The organism is Streptomyces sp. GbtcB7, from assembly GCF_019091445.1.
GTDB classification, from domain to species: domain Bacteria; phylum Actinomycetota; class Actinomycetes; order Streptomycetales; family Streptomycetaceae; genus Streptomyces; species Streptomyces mirabilis.
Window position 1 is genome coordinate 144847 of the sequence record NZ_JAGXJM010000019.1, and the last position, 20042, is coordinate 164888.

13 protein-coding genes are annotated in these 20042 nt (G+C 68.2%); 10 read left to right on the forward strand and 3 right to left on the reverse strand.

Annotation, left to right across the window (positions count from 1 at the left end):
• The first annotated feature begins 124 nt into the window (after positions 1-124).
• Complete coding sequence (locus KVT44_RS29225) at positions 125-1156, forward strand: alanine racemase (RefSeq protein WP_075031480.1); 1032 nt, start codon at positions 125-127, stop codon at positions 1154-1156.
• A gap of 114 nt (positions 1157-1270) precedes the next feature.
• Here the strand turns inward: KVT44_RS29225 and KVT44_RS29230 are convergent, their stop codons facing one another.
• Together KVT44_RS29230 and KVT44_RS29235 are read right to left on the reverse strand one after the other, a co-directional pair.
• On the reverse strand, positions 1271-2782 hold the full coding sequence (locus KVT44_RS29230) for a glycosyltransferase family 87 protein (RefSeq protein ID WP_217569820.1): 1512 nt from the start codon (positions 2780-2782) through the stop codon (positions 1271-1273).
• Positions 2783-2888: 106 nt separating this feature from the next.
• Positions 2889-5504, reverse strand: coding sequence for a transglycosylase domain-containing protein (locus KVT44_RS29235; protein ID WP_217569822.1), 2616 nt, complete (start codon positions 5502-5504; stop codon positions 2889-2891).
• A gap of 374 nt (positions 5505-5878) precedes the next feature.
• On the opposite strand from KVT44_RS29235, the gene KVT44_RS29240 reads away from it, so the two are divergent.
• From KVT44_RS29240 to KVT44_RS29255, 4 genes are all read left to right on the forward strand, one after another.
• A complete protein-coding gene (locus KVT44_RS29240) occupies positions 5879-6610 on the forward strand; it encodes a PadR family transcriptional regulator (protein ID WP_075031483.1) in 732 nt (243 codons plus the stop codon).
• 44 nt (positions 6611-6654) lie between these two features.
• Complete coding sequence (locus KVT44_RS29245; RefSeq protein WP_054236446.1) at positions 6655-7737, forward strand: inositol-3-phosphate synthase; 1083 nt, start codon at positions 6655-6657, stop codon at positions 7735-7737.
• 124 nt (positions 7738-7861) lie between these two features.
• Positions 7862-9124, forward strand: coding sequence for an MFS transporter (locus KVT44_RS29250; RefSeq protein ID WP_217569824.1), 1263 nt, complete (start codon positions 7862-7864; stop codon positions 9122-9124).
• Positions 9125-9236: 112 nt separating this feature from the next.
• The gene (locus KVT44_RS29255; RefSeq protein WP_217569826.1) at positions 9237-9761 is read left to right on the forward strand and encodes a hypothetical protein; all 525 of its coding nucleotides are present in this window, start codon (positions 9237-9239) and stop codon (positions 9759-9761) included.
• A gap of 126 nt (positions 9762-9887) precedes the next feature.
• Here the strand turns inward: KVT44_RS29255 and KVT44_RS29260 are convergent, their stop codons facing one another.
• Entirely contained in the window at positions 9888-11354 is a 1467-nt protein-coding gene (locus KVT44_RS29260; RefSeq protein WP_190174101.1) for a CCA tRNA nucleotidyltransferase, read from the reverse strand.
• Between the two features lie 222 nt (positions 11355-11576).
• On the opposite strand from KVT44_RS29260, the gene KVT44_RS29265 reads away from it, so the two are divergent.
• From KVT44_RS29265 to KVT44_RS29285, 5 genes are all read left to right on the forward strand, one after another.
• On the forward strand, positions 11577-14021 hold the full coding sequence (locus tag KVT44_RS29265) for a DUF6049 family protein (RefSeq protein WP_217569828.1): 2445 nt from the start codon (positions 11577-11579) through the stop codon (positions 14019-14021).
• Between the two features lie 46 nt (positions 14022-14067).
• Complete coding sequence (gene murJ / locus KVT44_RS29270) at positions 14068-16371, forward strand: murein biosynthesis integral membrane protein MurJ (protein WP_217569830.1); 2304 nt, start codon at positions 14068-14070, stop codon at positions 16369-16371.
• A gap of 118 nt (positions 16372-16489) precedes the next feature.
• Positions 16490-18205: a protein kinase family protein gene (locus KVT44_RS29275; protein WP_190174098.1), complete on the forward strand. Its 1716-nt coding sequence runs from the start codon at positions 16490-16492 to the stop codon at positions 18203-18205.
• A 28-nt stretch (positions 18206-18233) separates the two neighbouring features.
• A complete protein-coding gene (gene sigM / locus KVT44_RS29280) occupies positions 18234-18965 on the forward strand; it encodes an RNA polymerase sigma factor SigM (protein ID WP_190174097.1) in 732 nt (243 codons plus the stop codon).
• Complete coding sequence (locus tag KVT44_RS29285) at positions 18962-19906, forward strand: anti-sigma factor (RefSeq protein ID WP_217569832.1); 945 nt, start codon at positions 18962-18964, stop codon at positions 19904-19906. The genes sigM and KVT44_RS29285 overlap by 4 nt, the downstream gene beginning before the upstream one ends.
• The last annotated feature ends 136 nt before the right edge of the window (positions 19907-20042 follow it).

A 20042-nucleotide genomic window follows, 5' to 3' on the forward strand; every position in this document is an offset into this window, starting at 1 on the left:
GCCGGCCCGGAGCACATGCCGAGCCGCCCATCCGGCCCGGCGTGGCCCCGTCGGTCCGGCGGATCCGCCACAATTTCCCTACCTCTGATTCACCGCAGCCACGAGAAAGGTTCCGGGACCGGCCATGGCGCTCACGCTCTACGTCGACACCGCGCGCTGGCGGGCACACCACAAGCAGGTGTCCGAGCAGTTTCCGGGGCTCGTCCCCGTCTGCAAGGGCAACGGCTACGGCTTCGGCCACGAGCGGCTCGCCGACGAGGCCACCCGCCTCGGCTCGGACATCCTGGCCGTCGGCACCACGTACGAGGCCGCCCGGATCAAGGACTGGTTCGGCGGCGATCTGCTGGTCCTGACGCCGTTCAGGCGGGGCGAGGAGCCCGTACCGCTGCCCGACCGTGTCATCCGCTCGGTGTCGTCCATCGACGGCGTGTACGGCCTCGTGGGCGCCCGTGTCGTCATCGAGGTGATGTCCTCGATGAAGCGGCACGGTGTCAGCGAGCAGGATCTGCCGCATCTGCACTCCGCCATAGAGAACGTCCGGCTGGAGGGCTTCGCCATCCACCTGCCGCTGGACCGCACCGACGGCTCGGACGCCGTCGAGGAGGTCATCGGCTGGATGGACCGTCTGCGCGCGGCCCGGCTGCCGCTGCACACGATGTTCGTCAGCCACCTCAAGGCCGATGAGCTCGCGCGGCTGCAGCAGCAGTTCCCGCAGACCCGCTTCCGCGCCCGTATCGGCACCCGGCTGTGGCTGGGCGACCACGAGGCGACCGAGTACCGCGGAGCCGTCCTGGACGTCACCCGTGTCTCCAAGGGCGACCGCTTCGGCTACCGGCAGCAGAAGACGGCCTCTGACGGCTGGCTGGTCGTCGTGGCGGGCGGTACGTCGCACGGAGTGGGTCTGGAGGCCCCGAAGGCTCTGCACGGCGTCATGCCGCGCGCCAAGGGCGTCGCCCGGGCCGGCCTGGCGACGGTCAACCGGAACCTTTCTCCGTTCGTCTGGGCCGGCAAGCAGCGCTGGTTCGCCGAGCCGCCGCACATGCAGGTGTCGATCCTCTTCGTGCCGTCGGACGCCACGGAGCCGCAGGTCGGCGACGAGCTGGTGGCCCATCTGCGGCACACCACCACGCAGTTCGACCGCATCGTGGAGCGCTGATCCCGGCACACGGACACTGTCTCTGCCCCTGAGGAAACAGCAGAAAGGCCGTACACGCATACCGTGTACGGCCTTTCGTGTTGCCCGTCGGAGCCGGGCCCAAGTCCAGTTCGCTCAGAGCGAACTGTCCTCCGAGGTCTGCCCCCCGCCGTCGCCGCCCCATTCCACCTGAGGCCCGTCGAATGGCGCCGCGTGTCGCGGTGGATGGGCCGCCGCGCCGAGCACGAAGACGTCCTCCGCGCCGTCCAGGACGCCTCCCGAGGGATCGTCCTCGCCCGCCCTGCGCACGACGTCCCGCTCCGGCATGAGGATGTCGCGTACGACCACGGCGCACAGGTACAGCGTGCCCAGAAGGTGGGCGGCGATCGCGAACTGGTACCCGTGGGAGGAGAGGCCCTTGTGGGCCTCCCCGCTGGTCGTGTACGCGAGGTACATCCAGATCCCCAGGAAGTACGCGACCTCGCACGCCTGCCAGATCAGGAAGTCCCGCCACTTCGGCCGGGCCAGCGCGGCCAGGGGGATCAGCCACAGCACGTACTGGGGCGAGTAGACCTTGTTGGTGAGGATGAAGGCCGCGACGATCAGGAAGGCCAGCTGGGCGAAACGGGGGCGGCGCGGGGCGGTGAGCGCGAGCGCGGCCATGGCCACGCAGACGAGCACCATCAGGACCAGCGCCCACGCGTTCGCCGTCTGGTAGCTGATCGGGACCTTCCACCAGGTGGAGATGAACAGAAAGACCGAACCGAAGTCGATCCCCCTGGTCTGGCTGAAGCTGTAGAACTTCGCCCAGCCTTCCGGCGCGAGGTACATCACGGGAAGGTTCACCACGAGCCAGGCTCCGACCGCGCCCATGAGCGCGTTCCCGAACTCCCGCCACTTGCCCGCCCGCCAGCACAGCACGAGCAGCGGTCCCATGAGCAGGAACGGGTAGAACTTGGCGGCCGTGGCGAGCCCGAGCAGGACGCCGAAGGCGAGGGAGCGGCCACGCGACCACATGAGCATCGCTGCGGCCAGCAGGGCCACCGCGAGGAGGTCCCAGTTGATGGTGGCCGTGAGCGCGAAGGCGGGCGCGAGGGCGACCAGGAGGCCGTCCCAGGGGCGCAGGCGGTGGGTGCGCGCGGTGCATACGGCGATGACCGCCGCGCACACCATGAGCATCCCGGCGTTGACCATCCAGTAGACCTGCTCCTGGTGCTGGATGCTGCCGCCGCCCGGCGTGAGCCAGGCCGCGACCTCCATGAACAGACCGGTCAGGACCGGGTACTCGAGGTAGTCCATGTCGCCGGGGAGCTTGTCGAAGTACGGCACGAGCCCGTCGGCGAAACCGCGTCCCTGGTAGAGGTGCGGGATGTCCGAGTAGCACGCGTGCGTGTACTGCGTGCTGGCCCCGAAGAACCAGCCGCTGTCGTAGCAGGGCATTTTCTGCACCATACCGAGGGCGAACATGCCGATCGCGACCAGCGCGATCACCCGTACCGGGGTCCACCAGGACGCCCCCAGCAGCGCTCTCCGTCCGATGGGACCGCCGATCAGCTCACTTCCGGCCGCGGCGACCTCATCGTCCTTGGTCGGCCGCACCGGCTCCGGCTCGCGCACGCTCGTTCGCGTCGTCTCTGCACTGGGCATGGCGCACATCCTGCCGTACGCGTCTGAGAATGGCCGCAGGGACGGTAAGAGAACAGGGGCCGTCAGCCACAGCTGACGGCCCCTGTTCCTCGGGTTACGCGTCTATCTATCCGCCGCTCTGTCCGGCGAAGATGCCGCCATTGCCATTACCTCTGGTGTTCCCGTTGGTATTGGTCACTGTCGGCGTGGGTGACGTGGTTCCGGTCGCACCGCCGGTGCTCCCCGCGTCCGTCCCACCGTTGTTCCCACAGTTCCAGCTGAAGTTGCCGCAGGTGTCGGTCGGCGAGGCCGTGGGAGAGCTGCTGAGGGACGGGCTCGGCGAGGTACTCGGCGTCGGGCTCGCCGACGGCGACGGTGTGGTCGACGGGGTCGGGCTCGGGCTGGGGCTGGCGTTCAGGATCTCGCCGAGCGGTTCGGCCGGCGGGAAGTCCTCGTGCTTGGAGTTCTTCAGGGCCACGGCCATGTAGTCCTTCCAGACCTGGGCCGGGATGTCACCACCGTGGACGGACGCCACACCGCCGGTGCCGTTCATCGATTCCAGCTTGCTCGTCTTCGGGTCGGACCTGAACAGGGTGACGGCCGTGGACAGCTCCCTGGTGTAGCCGACGAACCACGCCGACTTGTTCTTGTCGGTCGTACCCGTCTTGCCGGCCACGGGGAAGCCCATGTCGGCGACCTTCTTGCCGGTTCCGTTCTGGACCACGTTCTGCAGGACGTCGGTGACGTTGTTCGCCACGTTCTCGGGCATCGCGGTCTGCTCGGCGGGCGGCTTGAACTGGGCGAGCGGCTTGCCGTCCTTGAGCACCTTGGTGACCGAGTACGGCTCGTAGTGCGAGCCCGATGCGGCGAAGGTGCCGTAGGCGTCGGCCATGCGAATGGCGCTCGGGGTCGACGTACCGAGGGAGAAGGAGACGTTGTTCAGGTTTCCCTGGTCGAAGGAGTCCGGCAGGATGCCCATGGACTCCGCGACCTTCCGGGTCTTGGAAAGGCCGACGTCGACGCCCAGCTGCGCGAACGGGGAGTTGATGGACTGCTCCATGGCCTTCTTGAGCGTCACCATCCCCCAGGCCTTGGTGCCCTCGTTCTTCTGCCGGAACGGCTTCCCGTCGTTACCCATGATCGGGTCGCCGTTCTGGTCCTTGATCACCAGAAGGTCGTCGCCGTTGTAGCGGGCCATCGGCGAGAGGGCCTGTGGAGTGGTCTTGTACGTTCCGTACTGCATCGCGGTGGCCAGCACGATCGGCTTCCAGGTCGATCCGACCGGCACGCCCGTCGTATTGGCGTTGTTGGAGTAGTGGCCCTTGTCGAAGCCGTCGCCCCCGTAGAGCGCCACGATCGCGCCGCTCTTCGGATCGACCGACGCCGCGCCGAACTGCACGTCCTTGTCGGTCTTGGGCCGCGCCTTGGTGTCGAGGAAGCTCTTCTTCGTCGCCTTGACGGCCTTCTCCAGCTCGGTGACCTTATTCTTGTCGAAGGTCGTGTAGATCCGGTAGCCGCCCTTCTCCAACTGCTCCGGCGTGATGCCGGCCTTCTTCGCCACGTACTCCTTGGCGATGTCGACGAGGTAACCGGTCTGGCCGGACAGGGACGAGGTCTGCTTCTTCGGCATGGGGAACTTGGTGATCTTGTCCCGATCGGCCTGGGTCATGTTCCCGACCGTGACCTCACGGTCCAGGATCCATGTCCACCGTTCCTTGACCCGCTTGGTGTTGGAGTTGGTATCGGCCAGCGCCCCGACACCCCCGTCGGGGTTGTACAGGTTCGGGCCCTTGAGGACGGACGCGAGGAAGACGCACTGCTCCGTGCTGAGCTTGCTGGCATTCACACCGTAGTAGGCCTGGGCCGCCGCCTGGATCCCGTAGGCGTTGCGCCCGTAGTACGCGGTGTTGAGGTAGCCGGCGAGGATCTGGTCCTTGCTCAGCTTCGAGTTCACCTTGATGGAGATGAAGAGCTCTTTGAACTTGCGCGTGATGGTCTGGTCCTGGCTCAGGTACGTGTTCTTCACGTACTGCTGAGTGATGGTCGAGCCACCCTGTGTCTCGCCGCCCCGGGCCATGTTGACGAAGGCACGCGCGATGCCCTTCGGATCGACGCCGCGGTCCTTGTAGAAGGTCGCGTTCTCGGCGGAGACCACCGCGTTCTTCATGGCCTTCGGGATCTCCTCCGGCCCCACGATCTGTCGGTTCGTCTGACCGCCGGTGGCGGCCATCTGAGTGTTGTCGGACCAGTAGAAGACGTTGTTCTGGGCCAGGGCCGTGTCGTTCGGGTTCGGGACGCCCACCATGGCGTATCCGATGCCCGCCGCGACCAGCAGCCCCCCTATGAAGGTGAGGAACGTGCCCGTCACCAGCTTCCAGGAGGGCATCCAGCGCCCGGCTCCCGACTTGCCCGCGCGCGGGTAGTCGATGAAACGCTTCTTTACAGGCCCAGAGGCCCGCGCGCGCCCGGGCCCGTCAGGACCGCCGCGGCGACCGCCGGGCCCTGTGGCGTCGGCGCCTCGGCGCCGGCCGCCACCGCTGCTTCTCTGGGCTGCACGCCGGGCCTCGGCGCGGCCGGTGTACGGGCGCTCCTCCTCACCTCCCGACTCATAGGAGTCGGAAGGGGACCCGGTGGCGCCTCGCGGTGCCGCACGGCGGCCGGAGGACGGGCCGGTCTGGCCGCGTCGGGCCGCGGCACGTCCGCCGCCCTGTGGCTGCGACGGTTTGCGACGGTGCTCGCTCATCGAACGATTACTCCTCGGGCAGGCGCACCCGTGCGCGCCTGGAAACGGCAGCTGGTTTCCGGTCCCCCCGAAGTACGGATGCGGTCGTTTGCGCATTCACCCGTACTGCACCAGGGACGAGGACGCCCTCAGGCGTCACTCGGTTCCCGGTGGTTTTGCATGGCGCACAGACTACGCACCGTCAAAACCCCCCTAATCTTGAAGTTCACCCCAAATCAGGCAACTTGCTTCGTATGAATCGGTGATGTGACGCCGTTCACCATGGTCCCCCTTGTCGCAGACGGACGGCCGATCTATCGTGCTGATGTATCGAGTCGATACATCAGCTCGGCATAAAGAACGTGCCGAGGAGACCGCGGCAGTGAGGAGGCGACATGAGCCGGCGTTCCGGGATCCTCGAGTTCGCCGTCCTCGGCCTGCTTCGCGAGTCCCCGATGCACGGCTACGAGCTGCGCAAACGACTCAATACGTCACTGGGTGTGTTCCGTGCGTTCAGCTACGGGACGCTCTACCCCTGCCTCAAGACGCTGGTCGCGAGCGGCTGGTTGATCGAGGAATCGGGGAGCACCACCGAGGACGCCCTCGCCGCCCCGCTCGCTGGGCGTCGCGCCAAGATCGTCTATCGGTTGACGGCTGAAGGTAAAGAGCACTTCGAGGAGCTGCTCTCGCAGACGGGGCCCGACGCGTACGAGGACGAGCACTTCGCCGCTCGTTTCGCGTTCTTCGGGCAGACGTCACGCGACGTGCGCATGCGCGTACTGGAGGGCCGCCGCAGTCGGCTCGAGGAGCGACTGGAGAAGATGCGTGCCTCGCTGGCACGCACCAGGGAGCGCCTCGACGACTACACCCTTGAGCTCCAGCGCCACGGAATGGAGTCCGTGGAGCGCGAAGTGCGCTGGCTGAACGAGCTCATCGAGAGCGAGCGAGCAGGACGGGACGTCAAGGATTCCGCCTCCGAAGGCACCTCCCGAGGTGTCCCCGAAGGCAGCTCCCCGGGCGCCTTCGAAGGCTCCGCTCAGCAGAACAGCACATCTGGAGAGACGGGCGGCCTGCCCCGGCACCGGGACCAGTCCCGGCCGGATCCGTCCGACGACACCACCACGTGAGGTCCAGTCGGGGCTTCACCTCGTACACACAGGGAGCAACCGGAATGGGTTCGGTTCGCGTAGCCATCGTCGGCGTGGGCAACTGCGCCGCCTCGCTGGTGCAGGGCGTCGAGTACTACAAGGACGCCGACCCGGCGTCCAAGGTCCCGGGTCTGATGCACGTCCAGTTCGGCGACTACCACGTCGGTGACGTCGAGTTCGTCGCCGCCTTCGACGTCGACGCGAAGAAGGTCGGCCTCGACCTCTCCGACGCCATCGGTGCCAGCGAGAACAACACCATCAAGATCTGCGACGTCCCGAACAAGGGCGTCACGGTCCAGCGCGGCCACACCCTCGACGGTCTCGGCAAGTACTACCGCATGACCATCGAGGAGTCCGCCGAGGCGCCGGTCGACGTCGTCCAGATCCTCAAGGACAAGCAGGTCGACGTCCTCATCTGCTACCTGCCCGTCGGTTCCGAGGACGCGGCGAAGTTCTACGCCCAGTGCGCCATCGACGCCAAGGTCGCCTTCGTCAACGCCCTCCCGGTCTTCATCGCCGGCACCAAGGAGTGGGCGGACAAGTTCACCGAGGCGGGCGTCCCGATCGTCGGCGACGACATCAAGTCGCAGGTCGGCGCCACCATCACGCACCGTGTGATGGCGAAGCTGTTCGAGGACCGCGGTGTCCGTCTTGAGCGCACCATGCAGCTCAACGTGGGCGGCAACATGGACTTCAAGAACATGCTGGAGCGCGACCGCCTCGAGTCGAAGAAGATCTCGAAGACGCAGGCCGTCACCTCGCAGATCCCCGACCGCGACATGGGCGAGAAGAACGTCCACATCGGTCCCTCGGACTACGTGGCCTGGCTCGACGACCGCAAGTGGGCGTACGTCCGTCTCGAGGGCCGCGCCTTCGGTGACGTCCCGCTGAACCTGGAGTACAAGCTCGAGGTCTGGGACTCCCCGAACTCCGCGGGTGTCATCATCGACGCCCTGCGCGCCGCGAAGATCGCCAAGGACCGCGGCATCGGCGGCCCGATCCTGTCGGCGTCCTCGTACTTCATGAAGTCCCCGCCGGTCCAGTACTTCGACGACGAGGCCTTCGCCAACGTCGAGAAGTTCATCAAGGGCGAGGTCGAGCGCTAGCAGGACAGGCCTCCGCGCGCCGTCGAGACACGGCGCGGAGCGCCGAGGGGCTTTTCGCTCCTGCCCGTCGAGGGTCCCTGGGTCTTTGACCCGGGGACCCTCCTCGTATGTGAGGCTGTGCCCCATGGCCGTCGTGCGTGACCTGCGCGTCCTCCTGCGCTTCCAAGGCTTCAGACGCCTGCTCGGCGTCCGGTTGCTGTCCCAGGGCGCCGACGGCGTCTACCAGGTCGCGCTCGCCACGTACGTCGTCTTCTCGCCGGAGAAGCAGACGTCAGCGGCCTCTATCGCCTCCGCGATGGCGGTACTGCTCCTGCCGTACTCCCTGATCGGCCCCTTCGCCGGCGTCCTGCTGGACCGCTGGCGGCGCCGCCAGGTCCTCCTGTACGGCAATCTGCTGCGGACCGCGCTGGCCTGCGTGACGGCCGTGCTGATGCTGAGCCATGTCCCCGACTGGCTCTTCTACGCCTCCGCGCTGTGCGTCACCGCGGTCAACCGGTTCGTCCTCGCGGGCCTCTCGGCCGCCCTGCCCCGAGTCGTCGACTCCCACCGGCTGGTCATGGCCAACGCCCTGTCGCCCACCGCCGGAACACTCGCCGCGACCGCGGGCGGCGGTCTCGCGTTCGTCGTACGACTGGTCGCCTCGGACTCGGACGCGGCGGTCGTCCTCCTCGGCGCGACCCTCTATCTGTGCGCCGCGCTCGCCTCGCTGCGCATCGCACCGGAACTTCTCGGCCCCGACCAGGAGTTGGTGCAGCCGAGCTTGCGTACGGCGCTCACCGGCACCGCGCGCGGCCTCGCGGCCGGTGTGCGCCATCTCGCCGAGCCCGCGCGGCGGGAGGCGGCCTGGGCGCTCCTGTCGATGACCCTGATGCGTTTCTGCTACGGCGCCCTGACCGTCATGGTGCTGATGCTGTGCCGGTACGCCTGGTCGTCCGGCTCCGACGGCGGGCTCGCCCTGCTGGGCCTGGCGGTGGGCATCTCCGGGGCGGGCTTCTTCGTCGCGGCCGTGGTGACGCCCTGGGCGGTGGGACGACTGGGCCCCGGCGGCTGGATCGCCGCGTGCGCGGCCTCGGCGGCGGTCCTGGAACCGGGGCTCGGCCTCCCTTTCGAGGCTGCGCCCATGCTGGCCGCCGCCTTCGTTCTCGGCCTGACCACACAGGGCGCGAAGATCGCCACCGACACGATCGTGCAGTCCTCGGTCGACGACGGTTACCGCGGCCGGATCTTCTCCGTCTACGACGTCCTGTTCAACGCCGCCTTCGTCGGCGCGGCCGCAGTAGCCGCCCTGATGCTGCCTCCTGACGGCCGCTCAGCTGCCCTCGTCGTCACGCTGGCCACGGTCTACGCAGCAATTGCTGTTGCTATGGCCCGCTTTGAGATGCAGTAAGTGTCACATCAGGGCCACAGAGCCTCTCTGGGCTACTGCGTTGTCAGTCGGTCCCGATAACTTACGTGCGTCTTATTCACGCCACGCACTTACGTTCTAGGGGGACCCCTAAGTGACCACTCCGCCGCCCCAGGGCCAGAACCCGTTCGCTCAGGGCCAGCCCTACGGACAGCCGCCCCAGGGCCAGGCTCCGTACGGGCCGCCGCCGCAGGGCTACCCGCAGCAGCCGGGTTACCCCCAGCAGCCCGGCCAGCCCGGCTTCCCGCAGCAGGGGACGGTTCCCTACGCTCCGGTGCCGCCGCAGCGCCCGAAGCGCGGCGTCAAGTGGTACCTGCGCATAGTCCTTGCCGTCGCGGGCCTCAGCGTCGTCGTGGGCGGTTTGGTGCTCAATAACGACAGCGAGGATGCCAAGAAGCTGGCCGTGGGCGACTGCCTGTACAACAAGGGGACCGCGAACGACCCCGACGTCATCCAGGTCGACTGCAGCGACTCCAAGGCCACGCACAAGGTCCTCAAGAAGGCGGACGGCGCCTCGCTTCCTTCACTGACGTGCCAGAACGTCACGGGCACGACGGCGACGCTGACGTGGAAGGAAACCGGCGAGTCCTTCACGCTGTGCCTCGGGTCCAACAAGTAGCCCGCGGATCTGGATGTGCCAAGGGGCGGTGTTTCACGTGAAACACCGCCCCTTGTTGTTCCCGGCGTAGACCCCGGGGTCATGTTTCACGTGAAACATGACCCCACGCGGCCCGTTCTGTGAGCCTCAGCCCTGCTCGGCCCACCACTCCTTGAGTGCCGTCACCGCCGCGTCGTGCTCCATCGGCCCGTTCTCCAGCCTCAGCTCCAGCATGAACTTGTACGCCTGGCCGATCGCCGGGCCAGGGCCGATGCCCAGGATCTCCATGATCTGGTTTCCGTCGAGGTCGGGACGGATCGAGTCCAGCTCCTCCTGCTCCTGGAGCTCGGCGATGCGCTCCTCCAGGCCGTCATACGCCTGAGAGAGCGCCGTCGCCTTGCGCTTGTTGCGCGTAGTGCAGTCGGAGCGGGTCAGCTTGTGGAGACGGTCGAGGAGCGGCCCCGCGTCACGTACATAGCGACGGACCGCGGAGTCCGTCCACTCGCCGGTGCCATATCCGTGAAAGCGCAGATGAAGTTCGACCAGACGCGAGACGTCCTTCACGAGGTCGTTGGAGTACTTGAGCGCCGTCATCCGCTTCTTGGTCATCTTCGCGCCCACCACCTCGTGGTGGTGGAAGGAGACCCGCCCGTCCTTCTCGAAGCGCCGCGTCCTCGGCTTGCCGATGTCGTGCAGCAGCGCGGCGATCCGGAGCGTCAGGTCCGGACCATTTTCCTCGAGCGCCATGGCCTGTTCCAGGACGATCAGCGTGTGGTCGTAGACGTCCTTGTGCCGGTGGTGCTCATCACGCTCCAGTCGCAGCGCGGGAAGCTCCGGCAGCACATGGTCGGCGAGGCCGGTGTCCACGAGCAGCGTCAGACCCTTGCGCGGGTGAGCGGACAGGATCAGCTTGTTCAGCTCGTCCCGCACCCGCTCCGCCGAGACGATCTCGATGCGCCCGGCCATGTCCGTCATCGCGGCGACGACGTCGGGGGCCACCTCGAAGTCGAGCTGCGCCGCGAACCGCGCGGCCCGCATCATCCGCAGCGGATCGTCGGAGAAGGACTCCTCGGGCGTACCCGGAGTGCGCAGGACCCGCGCGGACAGGTCGTCCCGACCGCCGTACGGATCGATGAACTCCTTCTCCGGCAGCGCCACGGCCATCGCGTTCACGGTGAAGTCACGGCGCACGAGGTCTTCCTCGATCGAGTCGCCGTAGGACACCTCGGGCTTGCGCGAGGTCCGGTCGTACGCCTCGGAGCGGTACGTCGTGATCTCGATCTGGAAGGACTGCTGTACGTCGTCCACGCGGGCGTCCTTCTGCGCGCCGACGGTGCCGAAGGCGATCCCGACCTCCCAGACGGCGTCCGCCCAGGGCCGCACGATCTTCAGTACGTCATCGGGGCGGGCGTCGGTCGTGAAGTCCAGATCATTGCCGAGCCGGCCAAGGAGCGCGTCCCGGACCGAGCCACCGACCAGGGCGAGTGAGAACCCCGCCTCCTGGAAACGGCGGGCGAGGTCGTCGGCGACAGGGGACACCCGCAACAGTTCACTCACCGCGCGGTGCTGCACCTGACTCAGGGCACTGGGGTTGTCTTCGTTGGCGTTCGGCACAACAGAAAAGGGTACGTGGCCGAGGCACTCGCGGGCGCCTCCATAAAACGTGCACAGCCATCCCCTTCTCATGGGGGGATCAATACTTACGCATACAGGACACTCGACCCTGTCTACTGATCTTGTGGAGCGGTCCGCGGCACTTACCCTCAGCGCACATCGTTACCATGCGTGGACGCACATTCCGACGACCACTGACGATGACGAGGGACGGGCGAGCGCGTGGCCGAGGCGGCAGACTTCCAGGGGATGAGTCCCTCACCTGCCCGCCGGTGGCTGCGGCGCACCGGCACACTACTGGCCGGTGCGCCCCTGCTGGCCGGCGTGCTCCAGCTGCCCGCTTCCCTGGCCGCACACGCCGCTCAGACGGCCGCTGTGGCCGACGCCACCGGATCCGACACGGTGGACATCTCCCTCGACTCGCTGACCCCCAGCGCGCCCACGGAGGGCGACACGATCACCGTCTCCGGTTCGGTCACCAACAAGGGCAAGCAGACGGTCACGGGCGCGCACGTGGGCCTGCGGGTGGGCCCGACCCTCCAGGGCCGAGTCGCCATCGACGACGCGGAGAAGCGCACCGGGTTCCAGCTGGGCCCTGACCCCCTGGAGGTCGGCGGCAAGTACGTCGAGAAGTTCTCCAAGCTCGCCGCGGGCGTCTCGCAGCACTTCAGCATCTCGGTGCCCGTCAAGGACCTGAACCTCGACTCCGACGGGGTGTACCAGCTCGGCGTCTCCCTCACCGGCCAGACCGCCGCGCAGCCGTGGGACCAGGTGCTCGGCATCAAGCGGACGTTCCTGCCCTGGCAGCCCGCCGGCGCCGACACGAAGACGAAGACGACGTATCTCTGGCCGCTGATCTCGACGGTCCACCTGCGGGCGGAGACCGGCTCGGACGCGCAGCAGACGCCCGTCTTCCAGAACGACGACCTGGCCAAGGAGATCTCCCCCGGCGGCCGCCTGGACCAGCTCCTGTCCCTGGGCAGCGACCTCGACGTCACCTGGGTCCTCGACCCGGACCTGCTGGCCTCCGTCGACGCCATGACGCGCAGCTACCAGATCAAGAACGGCGACACCACGACGGCGGGCAAGAACCAGGCCGTCGCCAAGGCGTGGCTCGACAAGCTCGAGAAGACCGTCGCGGACAAGGAAAAGGAAGTCGTCGCTCTCCCCTTCGCCGACCCCGACCTCGCGTCGCTGGCGCACAACGGCAAGGACGTCACGGGCTCCCTCAGCCACCTCAAGGACGCCACGGACGTGGCCTCCAGCACGGTGCAGACGATCCTCCATGTGAAACCGAACACGGACTTCGCCTGGCCCGCCGAGGGCGCGGTCGATCCGTCGATCGTCAAGGTCGCCACCTCCGCCGGCGCCGACAAGGTGATCGCCCGCAGCGACAGCCTGCGCGAGACCGGCGGGCTGACCTACACGCCCACCGCCGCCCGCCCCATCGGGGGCGGCACGACGGCGGTGGTCGCGGACTCCAGGCTGTCGACCGCGTTCGAGGGCGACATGACGAAGGCCGACAACTCGACGCTCGCCGTGCAGGAATTCCTGGCCCAGAGCCTGATGGTCGATCTGCAGGAGCCGAGCAAGCAGCGGAGCATCGTCGTCGCCCCGCAGCGCATGCCCTCCGCGAGCCAGGCCCAGACCATGGCGACGGCGGTGAGGGCCCTCCAGGACGGGAACTGGTCCGACTCCCAGAACCTCTCCGCGGCCGCCAAGGCCAAGCCGGACCCGAGCGCCACGACGAAGGTGCCCTCGGCGTCCTCGTACCCCTCCTCGCTGCGCAAGCAGGAGCTGCCGCGGTCGGCCTTCGAGGAGATCCAGCGCACACAGAGCACGCTCGACAACTTCAAGGTCATCCTCACCGACAAGTCCCGCGTGGTCACTCCCTTCGGTCGGGCCATAGACCGAGGGATGTCCACGTCCTGGCGCGGCCGTGCCGACCAGGCGGGGACCTTCCGCGGGGGTGTCGAGTCGTACCTGGACGAGCTCACCGGTCTCGTCAGGCTGATCGACAAGTCCGACGCGAAGCTCTCGGGCCGCAGTGCCACGATCCCCGTGACGGTGCAGAACAACCTCGTGCAGGGCGTCCACCACCTGGTGCTGCGTCTCACCTCACAGCAGCCGACCCGACTCAAGATCGGCGACGACACCTTCGACGAGCGGCCGATCCAGGTCGCGGGCGAGCACAGCCAGTCGGTGAAGTTCACCACCTCCGCCAAGGCCAACGGTCCGGTGACGGTCGTCGCGCAGTTGTTCACGGACGACGGCCAGGCGTACGGTCCCCCCGTCAAGTTCGAAGTGAAGGTCACCGAGATCACTCCCACGGTGATGCTGGTGATCGGCGGTGGCGTCCTGCTGCTCGTGCTCGCCGGATTCCGGATGTACACCCAGCGCAAGCGCGCGGCAGTCCGCCAGGCCGCGGAGGAGCAGGAGAACACCCCCGACACCGAAGGCGGGGCCGAGGCCCTGAACGGCGTGAACACGGACGCCGAGGGCACCGTAGACACTACTGAGGACACCGAGCGCTCCAAGGACGGTCCCGACGGGGAGTCCACGACGGAGTCCGGGGCAGACGACCCGGAGCACCCGAGTGACCCGACACCGGACACCGCACCGGAAAGCACCGACCCGTCCGGCACGGGTGAGAGAGTGGACCGTTGAGCGATGTCGTGGCCGGTGGGCCCGGGGACGATGAGGTGGGGTAACCATGAACGCGCCGTACGACGGTGACCGCGGCCAGGGCGCGGGCAACTCGGGCTACCCCGAGGGCTACCCGGACCAGGCCGCGGGCGGCTCGGGCTACCCGGACGGCTACCCGGACCAGGGCATGGCCAACGCCGGCTACCCCGAGGGGTACCCGGAGGGGCCACCGGCCGACCCCGCGCAGCAGCCGCAGGGGCAGTACCAGGACATGTACTTCCAGGACGCCTATACCCAGGACCCGTACCAGGCGCAGGACCTCGCCGCCCAGGATCCGGTGTCCGAGGCGCTCTACGACCGTGCGGCGCACCCCCCGCCGCCCCCGGGCTCCTACTACCCGCAGCAGCCGCTCTACGCCCAGCCGCCCACCTCGCAGTACACCCCCGACCCCCGTGTGTGGGCCCAGACGCCCCCGCCGGAGCCCGCGGGCCCGACGCGGCACCTGCCCTACGGCGAGGACGCCCGCACGACGCAGTTCGTCGGCGTGGACGACCTCGTGACCCAGGCCGGCGAGCAGCAGCACGAGCCCGACGCCTTCGCCCACCTCTTCCGCGACCAGGGCCAGGCAGGCACCCGTACGTCCGTCGCCGCGCCCGGCGTACCGTCGCCGGCCCACGAGCCGGCTCCGGCCGCCCCGCAGACCCCCGCGCCCGAACCGGCGCCCGCCGCGAAGAAGCCCGGCGGACGCGCGTCGGGCCTGCTGAAGTCGAGCGCGGTGATGGCGGCGGGCACGCTGGTGTCCCGGCTCACCGGCTTCATCCGCTCCGCGCTGATCGTCTCGGCCCTGGGTATCGGCTTCCTGGGCGACTCCTTCCAGGTCGCGTACCAGCTGCCGACGATGATCTACATCCTCACCGTGGGCGGTGGCCTCAACTCGGTCTTCGTGCCACAGCTGGTACGGGCCATGAAGGACGACGAGGACGGCGGCGAGGCCTTCGCCAACCGGCTGCTGACCCTCGTCATGGTGGCGCTCGGCGTACTCACCGCACTCGCGGTCTTCGCCGCCCCGCTGCTCGTGCGAATGCTGTCGACGTCGGTCGCGGACAACCCCGCGGCCAATGAGGTCGCCGTCACCTTCACCCGCTACTTCCTGCCCACGATCTTCTTCATGGGCATCCACGTGGTGATGGGCCAGATCCTCAACGCCCGCGGGAAATTCGGCGCGATGATGTGGACCCCGGTCCTGAACAACATCGTCATCATCGTGACGCTCGGCATGTTCATCTGGGTGTACGGCACCGCGGCGAACTCCGGCATGGAGGTCACGAACATCCCGCCGGACGGGCAGCGGCTCCTCGGCGTCGGCGTCCTCCTCGGCCTCGTCGTGCAGGCCCTCGCGATGATTCCGTATCTGCGCGAGACCGGATTCCGGATGCGGCTGCGCTTCGACTGGAAGGGCCACGGCCTCGGCAAGGCCGCGATGCTCGCCAAGTGGACCGTGCTCTTCGTCCTCGCGAACCAGGCCGGCGCCCTCGTCGTCACCCAGCTGGCCACCGCCGCCACCAATGACAGCAAGGTCAAGGGTGTCGGCTTCTCCGCCTACGCCAACGCCCAGCTCGTGTGGGGCCTGCCGCAGGCCATCATCACGGTCTCGTTGATGGCGGCGCTGCTTCCTCGCATCGCCCGTTCGGCCCATGAGGGCGACAGCGGAGCCGTCCGTGACGACATCTCTCAGGGACTGCGCACGACTGCCGTGGCCATCGTGCCGATCGCCTTCGGCTTCGTCGCGCTCGGCATCCCGATGTGCACCCTGATCTTCGGTTCCTCGGGCACCAGCGAAGCCACCAACATGGGCTTCATGCTCATGGCCTTCGGCCTCGGCCTGATCCCGTACTCCGTGCAGTACGTCGTCCTGCGTGCCTTCTACGCGTACGAGGACACGCGCACCCCCTTCTACAACACGGTCATCGTCGCCGCCGTCAACGCCGTGGCCTCCGCCGCGTGCTACTTCGTGCTTCCGGCCCGCTGGGCGGTGGTCGGCATGGCCGCCTCCTACGGTCTCGCCTACGCGATCGGCGTCGGTGTCGCCTGGAGCAGGCTGCGCAAGCGGCTCGGCGGTGACCTGGACGGCACCCGCGTCCTGCGGACGTACGCCCGTCTCGGCATCGCCTCGGTGCCCGCGGCCCTGCTGAGCGGCGCGGCCTGCTACGGCATCGGCCATACCCTCGGACAGGGCGTCGGGGGCTCCCTGGCGGCCCTCCTCGCGGGCGGCATCGCCCTGCTCGGCGTCTTCTACGTCGCCGCGCGGAAGATGCGGATCGAAGAACTCAACTCAATGGTCGGAATGGTCCGCGGGCGCCTGGGGCGCTGAGGCGGGGGTACGCGCACAACCATCGTCCGTCGCCGTGTGTCGTGCATAGCGCCGGACTGTGGGCACAATTGGTTTCTGCGTCGGACAGCGCGCAACGAATGGGGAGGCGGGAACGACGGTGGCGGAACGGAGCACGGCTGCCGTCGACGTGGCAGACAACAGCGGCGACGAGCCGCTGACCGCCAAGGCGGACCAGTCCACGTCCGACGGGGTGGCCCAGAACCGGGAGCGGGAGACGGACAGCGAAGAGGCACAGGGGAGCGGCGGGACCGAGAGTCCCGGAAAGGCCTCACCGCCCGAACTGCACAGCGGACACAAACTCGCCAGGCGTTACCGCCTCGAGGAGTGCGTCACCCGTCTGGACGGTTTCAGCAGTTGGCGTGCGGTGGACGAGAAACTCCGCCGCGCCGTCGGCGTGCATCTCCTGCCCGCCGACCATCCACGGGCCCGCTCCGTACTGGCGGCGGCCCGTTCCTCGGCCCTGCTGGGTGATCCCCGGTTCGTCCAGGTCCTGGATGCGGTCGAGGAGAACGACCTCGTCTATGTGGTGCACGAGTGGCTGCCGGACGCCACGGAGCTGACCGCGCTGCTGGCCTCGGGCCCGCTGGAGGTGCACGAGGCCTACCAGATGGTCAGCCAGGTCTCCCAGGCCATGGCCGCCGCGCACCGTGAGGGCCTCGCGCATCTGCGGCTGACGCCCAGCGCCGTGCTGCGCACCTCGACCGGCCAGTGGCGCATCCGTGGGCTCGCCGTGAACGCCGCGCTGCGCGGCATCAGCTCGGAGACCCCACAGCGCACCGACACGGAGGCGATCGGGGCGCTCCTGTACGCCGCGCTCACCCAGCGCTGGCCCTACGACAACGACGCCTACGGTCTGTCCGGGCTGCCCAAGGGGGTCGGCCTGATCGCCCCCGACCAGGTACGCGCCGGTGTCCACCGGGGTCTGTCGGAGCTCGCCATGCGTGCGCTCGCCAACGACGGCGCGACCGCCTCCCGCCACGAGACTCCGTGCACCACGCCGGAGGAACTGGTGAAGGCGATCGCCGAGATGCCCCGCATCCGCCCGCCGGAGCCCACGTTCACAGCCCCGCCGGAGTACCAGCGCACCTCGTACCAGCAGGGCTACGGCCGCCCCGCGCCCCACATGGGCGCCACGCAGCCCGTATCGGCCCCGCCGCCCCCGCTGCAGAGCCGTACCGGCAAGGCCCTCAAGTGGGCCGTGTCGGCCCTCCTGATCGCCGCCCTGGGCCTCGGTAGCTGGCAGCTCGCGGACGCTCTGATGGAACACGGCAAATCCGACGACACACAGAAGACCAAGACGACGGACGGCAACGGCAAGGACACCGACAAGACCAAGCCGGTCAAGCCGATCGCCATCAAGGGCGCGCAGGAGTACGTCGCGAAGGGTGACGCCCAGGCGCCCGGGGACGTGGGCAAGACGTACGACGGCGACAGCTCGACGTACTGGCGGAGCAAGAGCTTCGTGGACGGTCCGGAGATGAAGCCGGCCTTCAAGCCCGGCGTCGGCATCGTCTACGACCTCGGTTCGCAGCAGACCGTCACGGCGGCTTCGATAGGGCTCCGGTACCCCGGTGATCACACGACGATCACCCTCTATGGGACGGACTCGATGAGTTCCTCGACGTCGGTGGATTCGATGACGAAGATCGGGACCATCACGACGAGCGGCACCAGCGCGAAGATCACGGTCAGCAAGAAGGCGAAGACTCAGTACGTGCTGCTCTGGATCACGGCGATGCCCTACGCCTCCGGTGATCAGTACAGCGGCGCCGGCTACAAGCAAGCCATCACGGACGTGAAGTTCACCGGCTGACGTTCGTCGACGAAGGGGAGGGGGTCCGATGGCCGATGAAACCGGATACGGCGACGCAAGCGATCAGGACCTCCTCGCCCGTCACGTAGCGGGCGACCACGAGGCCTTCGGCGAGATCGTGCGGCGTCATCGCGACCGGCTCTGGGCAGTCGCCCTGAGGACGCTGGGAGACCGCGAGGAGGCCGCTGACGCCGTCCAGGACGCACTGGTCTCCGCCTACCGGGCCGCTCACACCTTCCGCGGCCAGTCGGCCGTCACGACCTGGCTGCACCGCATCACGGTGAACGCCTGCCTGGACCGCGCCCGCAAAGCCGCATCCAGGAAGACGTCTCCCGTAGATGACACCGAACGCCTGGAACAGCTCCTCGAACCGCACGAGTCCGCCTCCGCCCCGGCCGAGCGCAACGATCTGCACCGCGAGCTGCTGACGGCACTGAGTACGCTCCCGGCCGACCAGCGCGCCGCTCTCGTCCTCGTGGACATGCAGGGCTACCCCGTGGCGGAGGCGGCCCGCGTCCTCGATGTGCCCGTCGGCACGGTGAAGAGCCGTTGCGCACGGGGCAGAGCCAGACTGCTGCCACTGCTCACCCATCTCCGTGCGGAGAACGGAAGCGGCGAGGGCGGCAACAAGTCGGGCGGCGGAAGGAACCGGACGCAGGGGACATCCGTCCCACCGGCAGCGGGACCGCACGATGCAGGTCCACGCGATGCAGGACCAAGCGATTCAGCTGCTGTGAAGGGCGGAGGTGGGCGAGCGTGACATCCACGACGGATACGGCCGGGCACCCGGATGTCGCGGAGATCTCCGACCTCTCCGAGGGGCTGCTCCCGCCTTCCCGCACCGCGGACGTACGGCGACACCTTGACGAGTGCGTGCTCTGCGCCGACGTGTACGACTCCCTGGAGGAGATCCGGGGACTGCTCGGCACTCTGCCGGGCCCTACACGCATGCCCGATGATGTGGCCGGCCGTATCGATGCCGCCCTTGCCGCGGAGGCTCTGCTGAGTGCCACGGCGCCCGACCGCGAAGCGGCCGAGGGCGACAGCGCGGGTGTTTCACGTGAAACATCGCTCGCCGGGGTTTCACACACGTCCGGCGAACCGAACCCTGCTTCCCTCACCGACCGTCCCTCGGGACGTCCCCACGCTGCCACCGGCCCCGGTCGCTCGCGTCGGAGCCGCCGTGGGCGTCGCAGGGTGGTCGTTCTCGGCACGGTGTTCACGGCCGCCGCTCTCGGGCTGGGCACGATCCTCGTACAGTCGCTGGGCGACGGCTCCGGCAAGAGCCCGCAGACGGTGACGCAGCAGGGAGCGAAGGACACTTTTTCCGAGGGGAAGCTGAAGACTCAGGTCGCGGATCTCCTCGCGAAGAACAGGAGCGCGAGCACCCCCTCCGCCAGCCCGAAGCGTCCTTGGGGAGTCCAGTCCAATGACGCGGGCAACGGGTCCGCCGGGGTCGACACCTTGATCACGCCCACGGTGCAGGTCCCCGACTGCATTCAGAAGGGGACCGGAAGCACCGCGACGATCCTCGCGGCGCAGCAGGGCACGTACAAGGGGACGACGGTGTATCTCGTCGTAGTGCCCGACGCCTCCGACAGCACGAAGGTCACGGCGTACATCGTCGAAGCCGCGTGCGTGAAACAGGCTTCGGCGTCCCCTGGCAAGCTCTTGCTGACGCACTCGTACGCCCGCTCCTGAGCGCCTCCGCGTCGACCGGCCGCCTCCCCAGTAACCCCATGGGATCTCTGTGCGGTGTCTCGTCTCCGTGTGCCCGGACACAGAGGGAATGCAAGCCCCTTAGGATCCGTTGGGTGGGGTGAGAGTTCTGAGAGAG